The sequence below is a fragment of the Kineococcus auxinigenes genome, assembly GCF_050871525.1.
Lineage (GTDB): Bacteria > Actinomycetota > Actinomycetes > Actinomycetales > Kineococcaceae > Kineococcus.
In genome coordinates, this window is the sequence record NZ_JBKBCT010000007.1 from 40,839 (window position 1) to 56,814 (window position 15,976).

Annotated in this window: 16 protein-coding genes; 8 read left to right on the forward strand and 8 right to left on the reverse strand. The window is 76.8% G+C overall.

Translation table 11 applies throughout. The annotated features are described in order from the left end of the window. Nucleotides 1-12: 12 nt before the first annotated feature. From ACRYR9_RS04310 to ACRYR9_RS04320, 3 genes are read left to right on the forward strand one after another with little or no spacing between them, the layout of a single operon-like run. A complete protein-coding gene (locus ACRYR9_RS04310; RefSeq protein ID WP_432492867.1) occupies nt 13-1,437 on the forward strand; it encodes a four-carbon acid sugar kinase family protein in 1,425 nt (474 codons plus the stop codon). Nucleotides 1,438-1,487: 50 nt separating this feature from the next. Next, nucleotides 1,488-2,411: an NAD(P)-dependent oxidoreductase gene (locus ACRYR9_RS04315; RefSeq protein ID WP_432492865.1), complete on the forward strand. Its 924-nt coding sequence runs from the start codon at nt 1,488-1,490 to the stop codon at nt 2,409-2,411. After that, a complete protein-coding gene (locus ACRYR9_RS04320; protein WP_432492863.1) occupies nt 2,408-3,265 on the forward strand; it encodes a class II fructose-bisphosphate aldolase in 858 nt (285 codons plus the stop codon). Before ACRYR9_RS04315 ends, ACRYR9_RS04320 begins: the two co-directional genes overlap by 4 nt. A gap of 137 nt (nt 3,266-3,402) precedes the next feature. On the opposite strand, the gene ACRYR9_RS04325 is transcribed toward ACRYR9_RS04320, so the two are convergent. From ACRYR9_RS04325 to ACRYR9_RS04345, 5 genes are all read right to left on the reverse strand, one after another. After that, nucleotides 3,403-4,668, reverse strand: coding sequence for an ABC transporter permease (locus tag ACRYR9_RS04325; protein ID WP_432492861.1), 1,266 nt, complete (start codon nt 4,666-4,668; stop codon nt 3,403-3,405). A 32-nt stretch (nt 4,669-4,700) separates the two neighbouring features. Continuing rightward, nucleotides 4,701-5,378, reverse strand: a complete 678-nt coding sequence (locus ACRYR9_RS04330; protein ID WP_432492859.1) for an ABC transporter ATP-binding protein — start codon at nt 5,376-5,378, stop codon at nt 4,701-4,703. Further along, nucleotides 5,379-7,007, reverse strand: coding sequence for an efflux RND transporter periplasmic adaptor subunit (locus ACRYR9_RS04335; RefSeq protein WP_432492857.1), 1,629 nt, complete (start codon nt 7,005-7,007; stop codon nt 5,379-5,381). Nucleotides 7,008-7,010: 3 nt separating this feature from the next. Next, a complete protein-coding gene (locus ACRYR9_RS04340; protein ID WP_432492855.1) occupies nt 7,011-8,000 on the reverse strand; it encodes a hypothetical protein in 990 nt (329 codons plus the stop codon). Between the two features lie 398 nt (nt 8,001-8,398). Further along, the gene (locus ACRYR9_RS04345) at nt 8,399-8,755 is read right to left on the reverse strand and encodes a hypothetical protein (RefSeq protein ID WP_432492853.1); all 357 of its coding nucleotides are present in this window, start codon (nt 8,753-8,755) and stop codon (nt 8,399-8,401) included. An 84-nt stretch (nt 8,756-8,839) separates the two neighbouring features. Here ACRYR9_RS04345 and ACRYR9_RS04350 point away from each other — a divergent pair, with 84 nt between their 5' ends. Further along, on the forward strand, nt 8,840-9,121 hold the full coding sequence (locus ACRYR9_RS04350; protein WP_432492851.1) for a hypothetical protein: 282 nt from the start codon (nt 8,840-8,842) through the stop codon (nt 9,119-9,121). A gap of 79 nt (nt 9,122-9,200) precedes the next feature. Here the strand turns inward: ACRYR9_RS04350 and ACRYR9_RS04355 are convergent, their stop codons facing one another. Then, nucleotides 9,201-9,728 carry a 2'-5' RNA ligase family protein gene (locus tag ACRYR9_RS04355; RefSeq protein ID WP_432492849.1) on the reverse strand — a complete coding sequence of 176 codons (528 nt, stop codon included), beginning with the start codon at nt 9,726-9,728 and terminating at the stop codon, nt 9,201-9,203. Then, nucleotides 9,725-10,027, reverse strand: coding sequence for a hypothetical protein (locus ACRYR9_RS04360; protein ID WP_432492847.1), 303 nt, complete (start codon nt 10,025-10,027; stop codon nt 9,725-9,727). The genes ACRYR9_RS04355 and ACRYR9_RS04360 overlap by 4 nt, the downstream gene beginning before the upstream one ends. Before the next feature lie 127 nt (nt 10,028-10,154). Here ACRYR9_RS04360 and ACRYR9_RS04365 point away from each other — a divergent pair, with 127 nt between their 5' ends. Beyond that, the gene (locus tag ACRYR9_RS04365) at nt 10,155-10,820 is read left to right on the forward strand and encodes a copper resistance CopC family protein (protein ID WP_432492845.1); all 666 of its coding nucleotides are present in this window, start codon (nt 10,155-10,157) and stop codon (nt 10,818-10,820) included. On the opposite strand, the gene ACRYR9_RS04370 is transcribed toward ACRYR9_RS04365, so the two are convergent. Then, on the reverse strand, nt 10,789-12,012 hold the full coding sequence (locus tag ACRYR9_RS04370; protein ID WP_432492843.1) for an MFS transporter: 1,224 nt from the start codon (nt 12,010-12,012) through the stop codon (nt 10,789-10,791). The genes ACRYR9_RS04365 and ACRYR9_RS04370 overlap by 32 nt on opposite strands. A 151-nt stretch (nt 12,013-12,163) precedes the next feature. On the opposite strand from ACRYR9_RS04370, the gene ACRYR9_RS04375 reads away from it, so the two are divergent. The 3 genes from ACRYR9_RS04375 to ACRYR9_RS04385 are packed head-to-tail and all read left to right on the forward strand — an operon-like array spanning nt 12,164 to nt 15,913. After that, a complete protein-coding gene (locus tag ACRYR9_RS04375) occupies nt 12,164-13,252 on the forward strand; it encodes a sensor domain-containing diguanylate cyclase (RefSeq protein WP_432492841.1) in 1,089 nt (362 codons plus the stop codon). Between the two features lie 31 nt (nt 13,253-13,283). Continuing rightward, nucleotides 13,284-15,038, forward strand: coding sequence for a DEAD/DEAH box helicase (locus tag ACRYR9_RS04380; protein ID WP_432492839.1), 1,755 nt, complete (start codon nt 13,284-13,286; stop codon nt 15,036-15,038). Continuing rightward, the gene (locus ACRYR9_RS04385; protein ID WP_432492837.1) at nt 15,035-15,913 is read left to right on the forward strand and encodes a LysR family transcriptional regulator; all 879 of its coding nucleotides are present in this window, start codon (nt 15,035-15,037) and stop codon (nt 15,911-15,913) included. Before ACRYR9_RS04380 ends, ACRYR9_RS04385 begins: the two co-directional genes overlap by 4 nt. The last annotated feature ends 63 nt before the right edge of the window (nt 15,914-15,976 follow it).

Below are 15,976 nucleotides of genomic sequence, written 5' to 3' on the forward strand. Positions count from 1 at the left end.
GAAGGAGTTCTCATGGTGGACGAGGACAGCCTCCTCCAGCAGCACCCCTCCCCCGTCGCGGTGCCCGCCACCCGCGTCGCCGAGGCCGTCGAGCGCACCGGCACCGTCCTGGTGGTCCTCGACGACGACCCCACCGGCACCCAGTCCGTCGCCGGGCTGCCCGTGCTCACCGCGTGGACCGAGGACGACCTCGCCTGGGCCCTCGGCTCGGGCGCGCCCGCGGTCTACGTGCTCACCAACACCCGCAGCCTGGACCCCGCGCAGGCCGCCGAGCGCAACCGGCAGGTCGTCACCGCCGCGCTCGCCGCCGCCGGGCGCACCGGGACCCGGGTCCGCTTCGTCAGCCGCAGCGACTCCACCCTGCGCGGGCACTTCCCGCTGGAGACGGACGTCATCGCCGCCACCCTCGCCGAGCACGGCGGACGGGCCGTCGACGGCGTCGTGCTCGTGCCGGCGTTCCCCGACGCCGGGCGCATCACCGTCGGCGGCGTGCACTACCTGCGCACCCCCGACGGGCTCGTCCCGGCGGGCGAGACCGAGTTCGCCCGCGACGCCACGTTCGGGTACCGCAGCTCCGACCTGCGCGAGTGGGTGGCGGAGAAGACCGCCGGCCGGGTGCGCGCCGAGGACGTCGTGGTGCTCGACCTCGGCACCGTGCGCGCCGGCCCCGCCGCCGTCGCCGCGGCCCTGGCCCCCGTCGCCGGCGGCGCCCCGGTCGTGGCCGACGTCGTCACCGAGGACGACATGCGCCTGCTCGCCCTGGGCCTGGAGCGGGCCGAGGAGGCCGGCAAGGAGCTGCTGTACCGGGTGGGCCCGCCGTTCGTGCGCGCCCGCACCGGTCAGGAGGTCCACCCCCCGCTGACCGCGGCGGAGGTGTTCGGCGAGCGCCCGGCCCGCAGCGGCGGCGGGCTCGTCGTCGTCGGCTCGCACGTGGGCCTGACCAGCCGCCAGCTGGCGGTGCTGCAGGCCGAGCGCCCCGACGTGCGCTCCCTGGTCGTCGAGGTGCCGCAGGTCCTGGACCCCGCGCGCGCCGGGGAGCACGTCGCCGAGGTCGCCGCCGAGGCCGTGCGCCTGCTCGCCGACGGCGACGTCGTCGTGCACACCAGCCGCGACCTGCGGCGCACCGACGACCCCGCCGAGAGCCTGGACATCTCCCGTCGCGTCTCCGCGGCCGTCGTCGAGGTCGTGCAGCGCGTGCTCGCCGCCCACCCGCCGCGCTTCGTCATCGCCAAGGGCGGCATCACCTCCAGCGACGTGGCCGCCCACGGCCTCGGCATCCGCCGCGCCCTGGTGCGCGGGCCGATGCTGCCGGGCATCGTCTCGCTGTGGGAGCCCGTCGACGGCCCCGCGGTGGGCACCCCCTACGTGGTGTTCGCCGGCAACGTCGGCGACGACGGCTCCCTGGCCGCCGTCGTGCGCACCCTCACCGCCCCGTGACCGGCCCCGCCAGCGCCCCCGACCCAGCCACCACCCCCGAGGAGCACCCCGTGCCCACCACCCCCGGCTACACCGTCGCCGTCCTCGGCCTGGGCGCCATGGGCCTGCCCATGGCCACCCGCCTCACCGAGGGGCTGACCGTCCACGGCTTCGACATCTCCGCCGAGCGGCTCGAGCTGGCCGCCGGCGCCGGGGTGCGGACCTTCCCCTCCGCCCCCGAGGCCGCCTCGGGGGCCGACGCGGTGCTGCTCGCCGTGCGCGACGGCGCGCAGCTGCGCGAGGTGCTGTTCGGCGAGCAGGGCGTCGCCGCCGTCCTGGCCCCCGGCGCGGTGGTCGTCATGACCAGCACCGTCGGCATCGACGACGTCGTGGACGTCGCCCGGCGCCTGGCCGAGCACGACGTCCACCTCGTCGACGCCCCCCTCAGCGGCGGCCCCGCCCGCGCCGGCGCCGGCGACCTGCTCATCGTGGTGGGTGCCGCCCCGCACGCCCGTGAGAAGGCGGCGCCGGTGCTGGACCTGCTCGCCTCCACCCTCAGCGTCATCGGCGACGAGCCCGGCCAGGGGCAGGCCTTCAAGACCGTCAACCAGCTGCTGTGCGGGGTGCACATCGCCGCCGGCGCCGAGGCGCTCGCGCTGGCCGAGCGCCTCGGGCTGGACCCGGCCGCCACCCTGGAGACCCTCTCCGCCGGTGCCGCGGGCTCCTTCATGCTCGCCAACCGCGGCCCGCGCATGCTGCAGGCGCTGCAGGACGAGGACGCCGAGGTCCTCAGCCGCCTGGACATCTTCGTCAAGGACATGGGCATCGTCACCCGCGCCGCCCGCGCCGCGGGTCTGCCGACCCCGGTGGCCTCGGCCGCCGAGCAGCTGTACCTGCTGGGAGCCGCGCAGGGGCGCGGCGCCGCCGACGACTCCTCGGTGATCGAGGTCGTCGCCCCCCGGCGCGGGAGCACCGCGGGCGGGGCCGCCGGGTGAGGGCGCGGCTGGACGAGCTCGTCGCCGGCCGTCTCGCGGTGGGAGCCGCGCTGCCGGCGCTGAGCTGCTACGAGTTCGGCACCGCCCTGGCCGTCGTCGCGGCCGCCGAGGACGCCGGCGTCCCCGTGGCGCTGCTCGTCCCGCCGGCCGCGGCCCGCGGCCGGGACGGCTCCCGGCTGATCGCGGCCCTGCGCACCCTGGCCGACGGCGCGAGCGTCCCCGTCAGCGTCCAGCTCGACCACGCCACCGACGTGGGCCTGGTGCTGGAGGCGGTCGCCGCGGGCGCCGACGCGGTCCTCGCCGACGGCTCGAAGCTCCCGCTGGAGGACAACGCCGCCCTCGTGGCGCGCGTGCGCGAGCTCACCGCCGGCTCCGGCACCGTCGTGGAGGCCGAGCTGGGCGACATCGCCGGGGACGAGGACCGCGCCCTGAGCGTGCACGCGGCCGGCGGGACGGACCCCGAGCTGGTCGCCGGCTTCGTCGCGGCGTCCGGGGCCCAGCTGCTGGCGGTCTCCGTCGGCAACGTCCACGGCCGCTACGCGGGCGAGCCGCGGCTGGACTGGCCGCTGGTGGCCGCGGTCCGCGAGCGCTGCCCGGTCCCCCTGGCCCTGCACGGGGCCTCCGGCCTGCCCGAGGGCGACCTCGCCCGCGCCGGTGCCGCCGGGCTGGGGAAGGTCAACGTCAACACCGAACTGCGCGCCGCGGTGCTGGACGCTACGCAGGAGCTGCTGCCGCGCGCGCGTGCGGCGGGCGACGACGTGCTCACCCTGGAGGCGGCGCGGCGCGCGGCGGCGCACCGGTTCACCGGCTCGCTGCTGCGCACGCTCACCCCGGCCCCGCAGGACGCTCACTGACGGGCTGACCCGCGAGCGGACCACCGGCCGGTGGCGGGCGGGTGCCCGGCACGTGGTCGCCCCGGCGCCGGCGTCCCTGTCCCTCCCGGTGCCGCCCCCGGCGCCGTGCGTGGTGCCGTGCGTGGTTCCTGCGCGCGTCAGGAACCGCGCAGGGCGGCCACGGGTTCGATGCGGGAGGCGCGGCGGGCGGGGAACCCCCCGGCCAGCACCCCGACCACCCCGCCGAGGAGCACCCCGCCGAGGGCGACGAGCGGGTTGACCACGGGGGCCCACCCCTGCACCAGGCACACCGCCAGCAGGACGAGGAGCCCCGCCGCGGCCCCGACCAGACCTCCCAGCAGCCCGACGACGACCGACTCGGCCATGAACTGGCCGGCGATCTGGCGCGGGGTCGCCCCCAGGGCACGGCGCAACCCGATCTCGCTCGTGCGCTCCATCACCGACAGCGTGGTGACGCTGGCGATGCCGACCACACCGGCCAGCAGCACGATCCCGGACACGACGAGGAAGACGACGTTCACGTCGGCCTGCACGTTCCGGGCCAGGTCCGAACGCGCGGCCGGTGCGCGGACCTCGACGCTGCCGGGGTCGTCCGGGGCCAGGGCCAGCGCCGCCTGAGCGCCGACCTGCGCACCGGAACCGACCACGATGCGGGCCTGCACCTCCCCCGGGGCGCTCAGCCGGAAGTCGCGGCGGGCGGTGCCCGTCGGGATCACGACGCCGTCGAGGAGTTCCGCCCTGGCCGCGACGTCGTCGACGATCCCCACGACCGCGTAGGCGACGCCGTCGACGAAGATGGACGGCTGGGTGTCCACCCCGCTCACCGCGAGCCGCTGGGCGGCCCGGGCGCCGAGGACCGCGACGCGGTCCCCGCGCCGGTCGTGCCCGGCGTCGAACACCCGGCCCGCCGTGACGGTGCCCTCCACGGTGTCCAGCAGCTGCGCCGAGGCGGCGAACAGGCGCGGCGGGGCCGCCTGCGCCTGCGAAGGGTCGTTGACCGTGACCGCGGTGATCGTCGCCCCCTCCGGCAGCGCCACCTCGGCGACCACGGCCGCCGCCTGCACCCCCGCCAGGCGCTCCACGCGTTCCACGGCGTCCCACGGCAACGGGCCCGCGGCGACGCTGCGGTCGGTGCCGGTCTGCGCCTGCGCCGGGACGGCGACGAGCTGGGTCGCGGCGAACGCGTTGAACTGGCGGGCCAGCTGCGCGGCGGTGGTGTGCGCGAAACCCAGGGTCAGCACCAGCGCGGCGACGCCGATCACCGTGCCCAGCAACGTCATCACCAGCCTGCCCGGGCGGCTGCTGAGGTCGGCGGTCGCCTCGAACAGCAGGTCCCCCGCGGAGAACCTGTCGGCGCGGACGACGGCGGGCACGGGCGGCGCGACGCGGGCCCTGCGCCTCACCCTCGTCCTCGTCCCGGTCCCCGGCGCGGCGCTCACCGCACCTCGCTCAGCCGGCCGTCGGCGATCCGCAGCGCGCGCTCGGCCCGGTCGGCCACGTCGGCGTCGTGGGTGATGACGACGACGGCGATGCCGTCGTCGTGCAGGTCCTCCAGCAGACCCATCACGTCGGCCGTCGTCCTCTCGTCGAGGTTCCCGGTCGGCTCGTCGGCCAGCAGCAGGCCCGGGCGGGTAGCCACGGCCCGGGCGACGGCGACCCGCTGGCGCTCACCGCCCGACAGGGTCGCCGGGCTGAAACCCAGCCGGTGCGACATCCCCACCCGGTCCAGGGCGGCCAGCGCACGCTCCTCGCGGTGCTCGCGCGGGGTTCCGCTGTACAACATCGGCAGCATGACGTTCTCGAGGACCGTCCGGCGCGGCAGCAGGTGGAAGGCCTGGAACACGAACCCGATCCGCGAGGCCCGCAGCGCCGAGCGGCCCGCTTCGTCGAGGTTCCCGGTCAGCACCCCGTCCAGCCGGTACTCCCCGACGCTGGGGCGGTCCACCAGGCCGAGGATGTTCATCATCGTCGACTTCCCCGACCCGCTGGGGCCGACGATGGAGACGTAGTCGCCGGCGTGGACCGCGAGGTTCACCGACTTCAGCGCCTGCACCTCCGGGGGGCCGGGGAAGGAGCGGGTCACGTCGAGCAGTTCGACGAGCGGATCGCCCACTCAGCGGCCCACCACGACGAGGTCGCCCTCGGCCAGCTCCCCCTCGAGGGGACGGACCTCCACGGCTCCGTCGGCGGCCAGCCCCGTCTCCACCACCACGATCCGGGTCTCGGCGTCCTCACCGTCGCGGGGGTCGCCGTCGACGACCTGGACCCGGTCCTGCCCGCCGGGCCCGGCGGACAGCGCGGCGAGCGGTACCGCCAGCACCGGACCCTGGGTGGCACCGACCGGGATGGACACCCGCAGGTTCGCACCGCGCAGCTCGGTGACCTGCTCGGGGCTCAGCGGGTCGGGGGTGAGGCTGACCGTCCAGCGGGAGGAGTCGCCCTCGCCGGGGGCCAGGGCCGCGATGACGGCGCGGTGGCGGGAACCGTCGGGCAGGTCCAGGAACGCCTCGCCGCCGACGGCGAGCAGGCGCGCGTCGGCCTCGGCCGCCGACCCGGAGACCTGCAGCGTCGCCCCGGAGACCGTCATGGCCGGGCCCTCCAGGACGCTGCCGCGGGTGGCGGTCACCGCGTCCACCCGGCGGGGCAGGTCCGCGAGGTAGAGGACCTCCCCGGCGGGCAGGTTCGGCAGGGCCTGCTCCCGCGCCGTGGCGAGCCCGGACCGGGCGTCGCGCAGCTGCTGCTCGGCGCCGGTGACCGCGGCGCGCTGGGCGCTGGTGTCGGCGGGGGCGTCCAGCTGCTGCCGGCGCAGCTCGGCCAGGCCGAGCGCGTCCTGCAGGTCGGCGACGAGGTTCGCGTCGGCCGGGTCCTGGGCCCGGGCGGCGTCCAGTTCGCGCCGGGCGCTGGCCACGGCGTTGTCCGCCTCGCGGACCTCGACGGCTCCGGCGCCACCGCGCGCCAGGTCCAGTTCGGTGCGGGCCGCGGCCAGCGCCTGCTCGGCGCCGCGCACCGCGTCCTGGGCCGCGCGCACGCCGTCGGCGCTCCCCTCCGGCGCCGCCGGTGCGGGGTAGCCGGCCTGGTCGTACAGGGCCGTCACAGCGTTCGCCGTCCGGGCGTCGAACTCGTCGTCCTCGGGGTTGCCGCCGTCCAGACCGACGGCGCGTAGCGCCTGCTTGAACTGCACGACGTCCGGCCCGGACACCCCGACCTGCAGCGTGCGGTAGGCCGGCAGCTCACCGGGCAGGACGATGACGGGACGGCCCGCGACCTCGAGGGCGACCGCGAGCCCGGTGAACTCCTCACCCACGGCGGGCACTCGCCCGGTCACCACGGCCGGACCCGGGGTGCCCGAGGTGTCGATGCGGACCTCCACCGAGTCGGAGTAGGCGACCTCACCGCGGATGGTGACGTCGTTGCTCAGCTCCCCGAAACCCACGGGGGCGGTGATGAGACCGGGCTCGGGAACGCTCGCCTCGTCGTCGCCGGCCAGGACGAACCGGCCCAGCAGCAGGCCGACCACCAGGCTCACCGCTGCCGCGGCGGCCACGACGAGCAGGACGCGGTTGCGCCGCAGCACCGCGGACAACCGGTTCTGCTGGACGGCCCGGCGGCCGGAACCCTTCGGGCCCGCCCCCCGCGACACCGCGCGACGCCGCACCGGACCGGGTTCGACGGGCCCAGCGGGTTCGAGGGGGGAGTCGTCCGCACCGGGGTCGATCTGCGGCGGCCCCTGCTGCAGCGTCACGGGTCAGTTCCCCTGCTCAGCGGCGGCCTTCATGGCGTCCAGCTCGGCCTCGTGGTCGTCGACGAACCGCTGCTCCTGCTCGAAGGTGATGTCCTCGACCTTCGAGCGGTAGTCGGTCTGCTCGCGGCAGTCGAGGTCGGCCAGCGCCAGCTCGACCTCCTTCTCCCCGATGGCGTCGAGGGCGGTCTGGTCGACCTCGCCCTCGGGGTCCATCGTCTCGTAGACCCCGTTCATCTCCTCGATGATGGAGTTCTGCGCGTCGGCCTGGACGGCGAGACCGGAGTGCCCGGCCGCCGCCATGCACTCCGACCAGGCCGTGTCCACCTCGGCCATCCCGGGCCAGGACGGCTGCCCCTCGTAGAAGGCGCTGATGTCCTCCTGCAGCCCCTTGAACTCGTCGCCCTGCAACGGGTCCTCGCCCATCGTCTCGTGCTGGGCCTCGCCCTGGCAGCCGCTCTTGGTCCAGTCCCACTCGTAGGAACCGTCCTCCATGGCCGCCATCTCCTCCTCGGAGGGCATCGGGCCGGACAGCGCCTCGCCGTAGGCGATCTGCTCGGACTCGGTCAGGCTGGCGACGTAGTCGGCGTTGGGGTCGGCGTACTCCTCGGCCGGAGCCTGCTCGGCCTCCTCCATCCCGGGCGAGGTGACCATGCCGTACCCGTACTGGGCCACCCAGTCACGGGACTCGACGTCCCACTCCTCGCCGCTGCCGACCGAGAACGACGCGTTGCCGGTGTTGGGCCGGTACTCGAAACCCTGCTCGCTCATGCACTGGGCGATGAGCTCCTCCGTGCGCTCGTTCTGCTCCTCGAACCGGGCCTGCTGCTCGGCCTCGCTGAGGTCGCCGCCGTAGAAGGACTCGAAGTAGGCACCCAGGGGGCCGATCCGCTGGGACTCGGTCTCGGCCTCGGCGGGCGAGCCGGAGCACGCGGTCAGCACACCGGCCGCCAGCAGGGGTGCGGCCAGGAGGACGCGGCGGGTTCCACGGTGCATGACGGTCTCCTTCGTGAGCTGCCTCGCTGAGGACCGGGGCGACCCGCGGGGAGGGCGTGACCATCGTGCGCGCACGACACTCCCCCGCGGGTGGCCAGGTGCCGGGAACACAGGACCACGCGGCGGGGTGGCAGAAGCGGTGATTCGCCGATCGACGTGTCGACTGTGATGCAGATCACGCTTCGAGAAGTGGTGAGCGTCGCGGTCGCGAGTTTCACTGCCCCCCCGCGGGGGGGCGATCGCGCTCCGCCGACGGAACCGGACCACGTCGAGGACGCGTTCAGGTGCGTGAGAGTTCCATCATCGCTCGCGGGAGCCGAGCGCGGGGCGAGAACCGACCGAGTGGCGAGAACCGACCGAGTGGCGGTGCACGACCGTTGCCGGGTGAGGGGGTCGGCTCAGGGGGCCGGCCGCTGGCGCAACTGCAGCGGCTGGTGGTTCAGCGGGCCGTTGCGGGCCTCGACGAGGGCCTCCTCACCCTCCTGGAGCTGCACCTGCGAGGTGCCGGCCCCCAGGGGAACCCGGGTGCCTCGGTAGCGCCAGAACGCTTCGAGTTCGTGCGGTCCCGGCTCGAGGGAGAACGTGCCGGCGCGGTTCCACTCCAGGAGGTGCTCGGTGCCGTCCAGGCGCAGGTACGGCCTGGCGGCGGTCCTCAGCAACCAGGCGTTCACCCAGTGGGGCCGCACCACGACGCTCAGGCGCGCCCGGCGCCGGGTGGCGGCACGTTCCCGTGGCGTGGTCCCCGCGGTGCTCACGGACCCACCCTCCCACCGCCCTCCGCGGTTTCAGGCGCAGCGACGCCTCTTCCCCGTCGCCCGGTCCCGTGCCACCCTCGTCGCGTGGACCAGGGGGCCCTCACCGGTTCGCTCGCCGGGGCTCTGTGCGGTGCCGTCACAGCGGTGGTCCACCGGTCGGCGCAACGCGTCGGCGCTGCTGGGGCGTGGTGGGTCGCTGCCGTCGGCGCACTGGCCGCGGCTCTGGTCACCGCCGGCAGCCTCGGGGTGCGGCCCGTGATCTTCAAGGGCGTGGCGCCCCCGGGATCGCGAGTGAGCTGGGTGGCCGTGTGCGCCGCCACCGCGCTGTGGCAGGTCCGCCGGGTGCAGCACCGGTTCGCGGGGTAGGCCCGCACGGGCAGGCGCTCGTGCGCTCGACCTCGTGGGTCGTGGGACCGGTCGGCACCGGGCGCGGGGTGGCGCGCGCTCAACCCAGCGGCACGGTCTCCAGCAGTTCCCAAGGGCCGCCGGCGTAGCGGTGCACCTCCACGCCGACGGCGTGCACCGTCCAGGGGACGAAACCCGCCGACATCTCGGCCACCAGCTCTCGCGCCTGCGCGGGGGGCACGAAGTTCTGCACGGTGACGTGCGCGGAGAACCGCTGCGCGTCCTGGCGGGTCAGCCACGGCGCGAACCGGGCGGCGAGGTCGGCGCGCAGCGCGTCCAGCGGCGCCGAGCGCAGCACCAGCGCCGCACCGCGGCCCAGCGAGCGCACCCCGCTGACCTCCACGTCGAAGGGGGGACGGCGGCACGCCTCGGCCACCTCGCCCAGCACCAGCGGCAGCTGTTCGCCGGGCAAGGCGTGGAACAGGGTGACGTGGGCGCCGACCTTCAGCCGCTCGGGCGGGAAGTGCCGGCGCCGCAGCTCGTCGAGGTGCTGCTGGTCGCCGGGGTCCAGCGCCAGGGCCAGCACCAGCGGGTCGGGTTCCCCGGGCTGCGCGCCGGGTCCGCTCACCGCTCGGCGAGCAGCAGCGCGATGCCCAGGGCGGAGAGCGCCAGGGAGAGGGCGGACAGCGCGGTGGCCGCCACCCACCAGGCGCGGTGCGGGGCCCGGCGCACCAGCGCCCGCACCGACAGCACCAGCACCACCAGCGCGACCGCGATCGCCAGGGGGAAGTAGGCCAGCGAGCACAGGACCGACAGCCCCGCTGCGATCGTGGCGCCGATCGCCCCGGTGGAGGGGTCGGCCACCTCGGGCTCGCGGGGAGGCACCGGCGGTGCCTGCCGGGGGCGGGGGTTCCTGCGCTGAGCCACCCGCCCACTGTGCCAGCCGCCGCGCGCACCGACCGCCGCGGCCCGGTGCCATCGGACCGGTGCCGCGGGTGGGTGCCGTGGATCGGGCGCCCGGGCCCGCTCACCCCGCGCTCCGTAGGGTGGGCGCGTGCCCGCCACCGCCACCGCCACCCGCCGCCCGGCCGCCCCCCGACCCGCCACCCGCCGCACCGTGCGCGGTGCCGCGGCGCTCGTCCTCGGCCTGAGCGCCGGCCTCGGCGGTGCGCTGGCCACCGCCCCGGCCGCCTCCGCGCACGACCGCCTCGTCTCCAGCGACCCGGCCGCCGACGCCGTGCTGGAGCAGGCGCCCGAGCAGGTGGTGCTGACGATGTCGGCGGCGCCCCTGGGCCTCGGGACGCAGGTGCAGGTCACCGGCCCCACCGGTGTCGTGTCCACCGGCGAGGCGCAGGTCGTCGACGAGACGGTCACCCAGGCGCTGGGCGGCGAGCGCCCCGCGGGCAGCTACGAGGTGCAGTACCGGGTGACGTCCTCCGACGGGCACCCGATCTCCGGCACCTTCACCTTCACCGCCGAGGCGGCCGCCGCTGCGGCCGGTGCCGCCACCACCGCCCCCACGCCGGACGTGGTGACCTCGTCCCCGGCGACGGAGGCGGCCCCGGCCACGGAGAGCTCCCCCGCCGCGGACGGGGACGCGGACGCGCTCGCGGACGACGACGGGACGAGCACCGGGGTGGTCGTCGCCGTGGTGGTGGCCGTCCTGGCGGTGCTCGCCGGGATCGGCGTCATCGTGGCGCGGCGGCGCCGGCGGGGCTGACCTCCCCCGCCGCCGTGCGCGCCCGGCGCCCGGCGCGCACGTCCACCAGCCACAGCGCGGTCGTCAGCAGCGCGAACGCCGCGCCCACCACCGTCACCGCGCCCCAGCCGCCGGCGATCCAGGCCGCCGACCCGGCGGCCGAGCCGAGCGCACCGCCGGTGAAGTACGTGGTCATGTAGGCGGAGTTCAGCCGGGCGCGGGCGTCCGGGCGCAGCGGGTAGATCACGTTCTGGTTGGACACGTGGACCATCTGCAGGCCCAGGTCGGCCACCGCGAAGCCGGCCACGAACAGCACCAGCGAGGTCAGCGCGTCCGAGGCGGACAGGCCCAGGGCCGCCCAGGACGCCACCAGCAGCAGCGCGCCGGCTCCCGTGGCCAGCTGGGTGCGGCCCGCGTCGGCCATCCGGCCCGCCAGCGACGCGGCCAGCGCGGCGCCCGCCCCCACCAGGGCGATCAGGCCGATGGCGCCGTCGCTGAGGCCGAAGCGCTCCCCCGCCAGCAGGAACGTCATGGTGCTGAACAGGACCGAGACGCCCGCGAAGCCCGCCGCGCCCAGCAGCGCGCGGGTGCGCAGCCGCGGCTCGGCGCGCACCAGCGCCGCCGTGGAGGCCAGCGTGGCGCGGTAGCCGCCCACCCGCCGCGGCACGCTCACCGGCAGGCGGCGGCGCAGCACCAGCGCCAGGAGCACCAGCCCGGCGGCGACCACGGCGTACGGCGCGTGCCAGCCGGCCACGTCGGCCAGCGCCCCCGACGCGCTGCGCGCCAGCAGCGCGCCGACGAGCAGGCCGCTCATCACCGTGCCCACCGCGCGCCCGGCCCGGCCCGGTTCGGCCAGCTCGGCGGCGAAGGGCACCAGGACCTGCGCGGCCACCGAGAACAGCCCCGCCACCGCGGTGCCCACCAGCAGCACGGGGAACGACGTCGCCACCGCGCACACGGCGTGCCCGGCCGCGGCCAGCAGCGCCAGGGCGGTGAGCAGCCGGCGGCGCTCCAGCAGGTCGCCCAGCGGCACCACGAGCAGCAGGCCCAGGCCGTAGGAGACCTGCGCGGTGGTGACCAGGGTGGCGGCGCTGCCCTGCCGCACCGCCAGGTCGGCGGCGATGGTGTCCAGCAGCGGCTGGTTGACGTAGTTGCCGCCGACGGTCAAGCCGGTCGCGACGGCCATGAGTAGCAGCAGGGACCGGGTGAGCACGTGCCCAGCGTGCTCCGGCGCCCCACCCGCCGTCCAAGCGATCGGGAGGGGGGCACCGATCGCGGAACGCGATGGGTCTGCCACCTGCGGCACCGCGCGGTCGACCGGGGCCCGGGTTGTCCTCCCGGGGCGCCGTGGGGAGCATGTCGGCATGTCACCGGCCTCCGAGCCGTCAGCAGAGCCGTCGGCGCAGCCGCTCGCGACGACGCGCAGCGCGGCCGTGGCGCGGGCGGTGCGGGCCGGTGAGGACAGCGAGCAGCTGCAGCGGCTGGTGCGCACGGCCGCGCGCGTCCTGCACGTGCCGGTGGTGATGGTCTCCTTCGTCGCCGCGGACCGCGAGATCATCGAGGCCGCGGTCGGCCTGCCGGAGCCGTGGGCCTCGCTGCGCTCCACCCCGCTGAGCCACTCCCTGTGCGCCCAGGTCGTCCGCCTGGACGGTCCCGTCGTCCTGTTCGACGCCCGCACGCACCCCACCTACCGGGAGCACGCGGCGGTGGTGGAGATGGGCGCCGGCGCCTACGCCGGCTACCCGCTGCGCCACGGCGGGCACACGCTGGGGGCCTTCTGCGCGGCCGACTTCGTCCCGCGCCAGTGGTCCGCCGGCGACCTGCAGCTGCTGGAGGACCTCGCCGCCGCGGTGTCCGGGGAGCTGGGCCTGCGCATCGCGCTGCAGGAGCTGCAGGACTCGCACGCGCAGCTGCGCGGGCAGGTCGCGGAACTGCGCGAGCAGTCGCGCACCGACCCCCTGACGGGCGTGGCCAACCGCCGCCGCTTCGACGAGCGCCTGGCCGAGGAGGTCGCCCGCCTGCAGCGGCAACCCGCTCCCCTGTCGCTGGTCCTCGTCGACGTCGACCGGTTCGAGGAGGTCGACGGCACCGCCGGGCGCACCGCCGGGCACCGGGCCGGTGACGCGGTCCTGGCCGAGGTCGCCGCCCGCGCGCGGGCCGTGCTGCGCCGCACGGACCTCGTCGCCCGCCTGGGGGGTGCCGAGTTCGCCGTGCTCCTGCCGGACGCCGACGCCACCGCCGCCGACCGGTCGGCGCAGCGCGTGCGCCGCGCCGTCCGGGAGCGCCCCGTCGCCGGCCTGGCGGTCACCGTCACCACCGGCACCGCGACCTACGTCCCCTCCCGCGGGGTCGAGCAGTTCCTCGCCGACGCCGACGCCGCCCTGCACGAGGCCGGGAGCTCCCCGAGCGCCGGGGCCACGGGGACCGGCGACGGGGACGGGGACGGGACGTGAGGGGTTCCGCGCAACGGGGCAGACTCGGGGCATGAGCGCACCCGAGGGCCCCGACTCCGCAGACACCCCCGGCTCCGCCGACACCCCCGACACCGTCGACACCGCCTTCGCCGGCCTCGGCCTGCGGGAGGAGCTGCTGCGGGCCCTGACCGCGCTCGGTTACGAGGAACCCACGCCCGTGCAGCGGGAGGCCGTGCCGCCGCTGCTGGCCGGCCACGACGTCCTCGGGGTCGCGGCGACCGGCACCGGCAAGACCGCGGCGTACGCGCTGCCCCTGCTGCACGTCCTCGCGCCGCTGCCCGAACGGCCGGGCACCCCCACCGCCCTGGTGCTGGCCCCCACCCGGGAACTGGCGGTGCAGGTCTCGGAGGCGATGTACAAGTACGGCCGCGAGCTCGGCGCCCGGGTGCTGCCCGTGTACGGCGGCACCCCCGTCGGCCAGCAGCTGCGGGCGCTCTCGCGCGGCGTGGACGTCGTCGTGGCCACCCCCGGCCGGGCGCTGGACCTGCTCGGGCGCGGGGCGCTGAACTTCGAGGCGCTGCGCACCGTCGTGCTCGACGAGGCCGACGAGATGCTCGACATGGGCTTCAGCGAGGACATCGAGGCGCTGCTGTCCGCCACGCCCGAGGAGCGCCAGACGGTGCTCTTCTCCGCGACCATGCCCGCCCGCACGGCGGCGCTGGCCCGCCGGCACCTGCGCGAGCCGGTGCGGGTGCGCATCGAGCGGGCCGCCGTCCCCGCCGGGCAGGTGCCGAAGGTCCGCCAGAGCGCCTACCTGGTCCCCCGCGCCCACAAGACGGCCGCGCTGGGCCGGGTGCTGGACGTGGAGGCGCCCGGCGCGGCCATCGTCTTCTGCCGCACGCGCGAGCAGGTGGACACCGTCACCGAGAGCCTGAACGGGCGCGGCTACCGGGCCGAGGCCCTGCACGGCGGCATGAGCCAGGACCAGCGCGAGAAGGTGATGGGCCGGCTGCGGGCGGAGACCGCGGACCTGCTGGTGGCCACCGACGTCGCCGCGCGCGGGCTGGACGTGGAGCACCTGACCCACGTCGTGAACTACGACGTGCCCAGCGCGCCGGAGTCCTACGTGCACCGCATCGGCCGGGTCGGGCGCGCCGGGCGGGAGGGCGTGGCCATCACCCTGGCCGACTCCCGCGAGCACCGGATGCTGAAGACGATCGAGCGGGTCACCGGCCAGCGCATCGCCGTCGAGTCGCTGCCGACGGTCGCCGACCTGCACGCCCGGCGCCTGGAGCTGACCCGCGCCGCGCTGCGCGAGAGCCTGCTCACCGACGACCTCGACCGCTTCCGCAGCGTGGTGGAGCCGCTCGGCGACGAGTTCGACCTCGTCCAGGTCGCCCTGGCCGCGGTCAAGCTCGCCCACGAGGCCACCGGCGGCCGCGACGACGACGAGGCCGACATCCCGGCCGAGCGGCCGGCGCCCGCCGGGGCCACCGGGCCCACCGGGCGGGGCGGCCGGCCCCAGCGCGGCGGGGGCCGGGGACCCGGCGGGAGCGGGCAGCCGATGACGCGCCTGTACGTGGGGGCGGGGCGCAGCGCCGGCATCCGCCCGCAGGACCTCGTGGGGGCGATCGCCGGGGAGTCCTCCCTGACCGGGCGGGACGTGGGCGCCATCGAGATCACGGAGCGGTTCTCGCTGGTCGAGGTGCCCGCGGACAGCGCCGAGGAGGTCATCCGCGGCCTGCGCGCGGCGACCCTGCGCGGCAGGCGGGCGACGGTGCGCCGCGAGCGCCCCGCCGGGCGGGGCACGGCCGAGCGCCGGTGACGCCCCTGCAGCTGCGGTGCGCGCTGGCCGTGGCCGACGCCCTGCACTTCACCCGCGCCGCGCACGAGGTGGGCACCACCCAGTCGGCGCTCAGCGCCCACGTCGCCCGGCTGGAGGACGAGCTCGGCACGACGCTGTTCGAGCGCACCAGCCGCAGCGTGCGGCTCACCGCGGCCGGCGAGGCGCTGCTGCCGCGCGCCCGCGCGGTGCTGGCCGAGCTGGACCGGCTGCGCACGGACGTGGCCGCGGTCACCGGGGCCGTCGAGGGGCCGTTGCGCATCGGCACCATCCCCACCCTCGCCGACGTGGACCTGGCGGGGTTGCTGGCGCTGCTGCGCGAACGGCACCCCGGGGTGCGCGCCACCGTCGTGGAGCAGACCTCCAGCCGCACCCTGGCCGCCGTCGCCGACGGCACCCTGGACGTGGGGTTCACCGGCACCGCGCTCAGCGAGCCCCTGACCGGCGTGCAGGTGCAGGTCATCGCCACCGAGCCGCTGGCGGCCGTCGTCGCCGAGGGCGACCCGTGGGCGGCCCGGCACCGGCTGCGCCTGCGGGACCTCGCCGGGCGGGCGGGCGTGGACTTCCCCGCCGGCACCAGCGGGCGCCGGCAGAGCGACGAGGCGTTCGCGGCGGCCGGCCTGGCGCGCGAGGTCGCCGTGGAGAGCTCCTCGGCCGCCTTCCTGCTGGACCTCGTGCGCGCCGGGGTGGGGGTCGCGCTGCTGCCGGCCGCGACGGCGCGCGCGGCCGGCGGGGTGCGGGCGGTCCCGGTGGTGGACGCGCCGGTGCGCCGGGTGTGCGCCGTGCACGCCGGTGCGGCTTCCTCCGCCGCGGCCCGCGCCTTCCTGGACCTGCTCGCGCAGCGGCTGCCCGCGTGAGCACGACGAGGGGCGGCCCCCACCGGGGGCCGCCCCTCGCACGTCAGAGCGTCTCAGCGCACC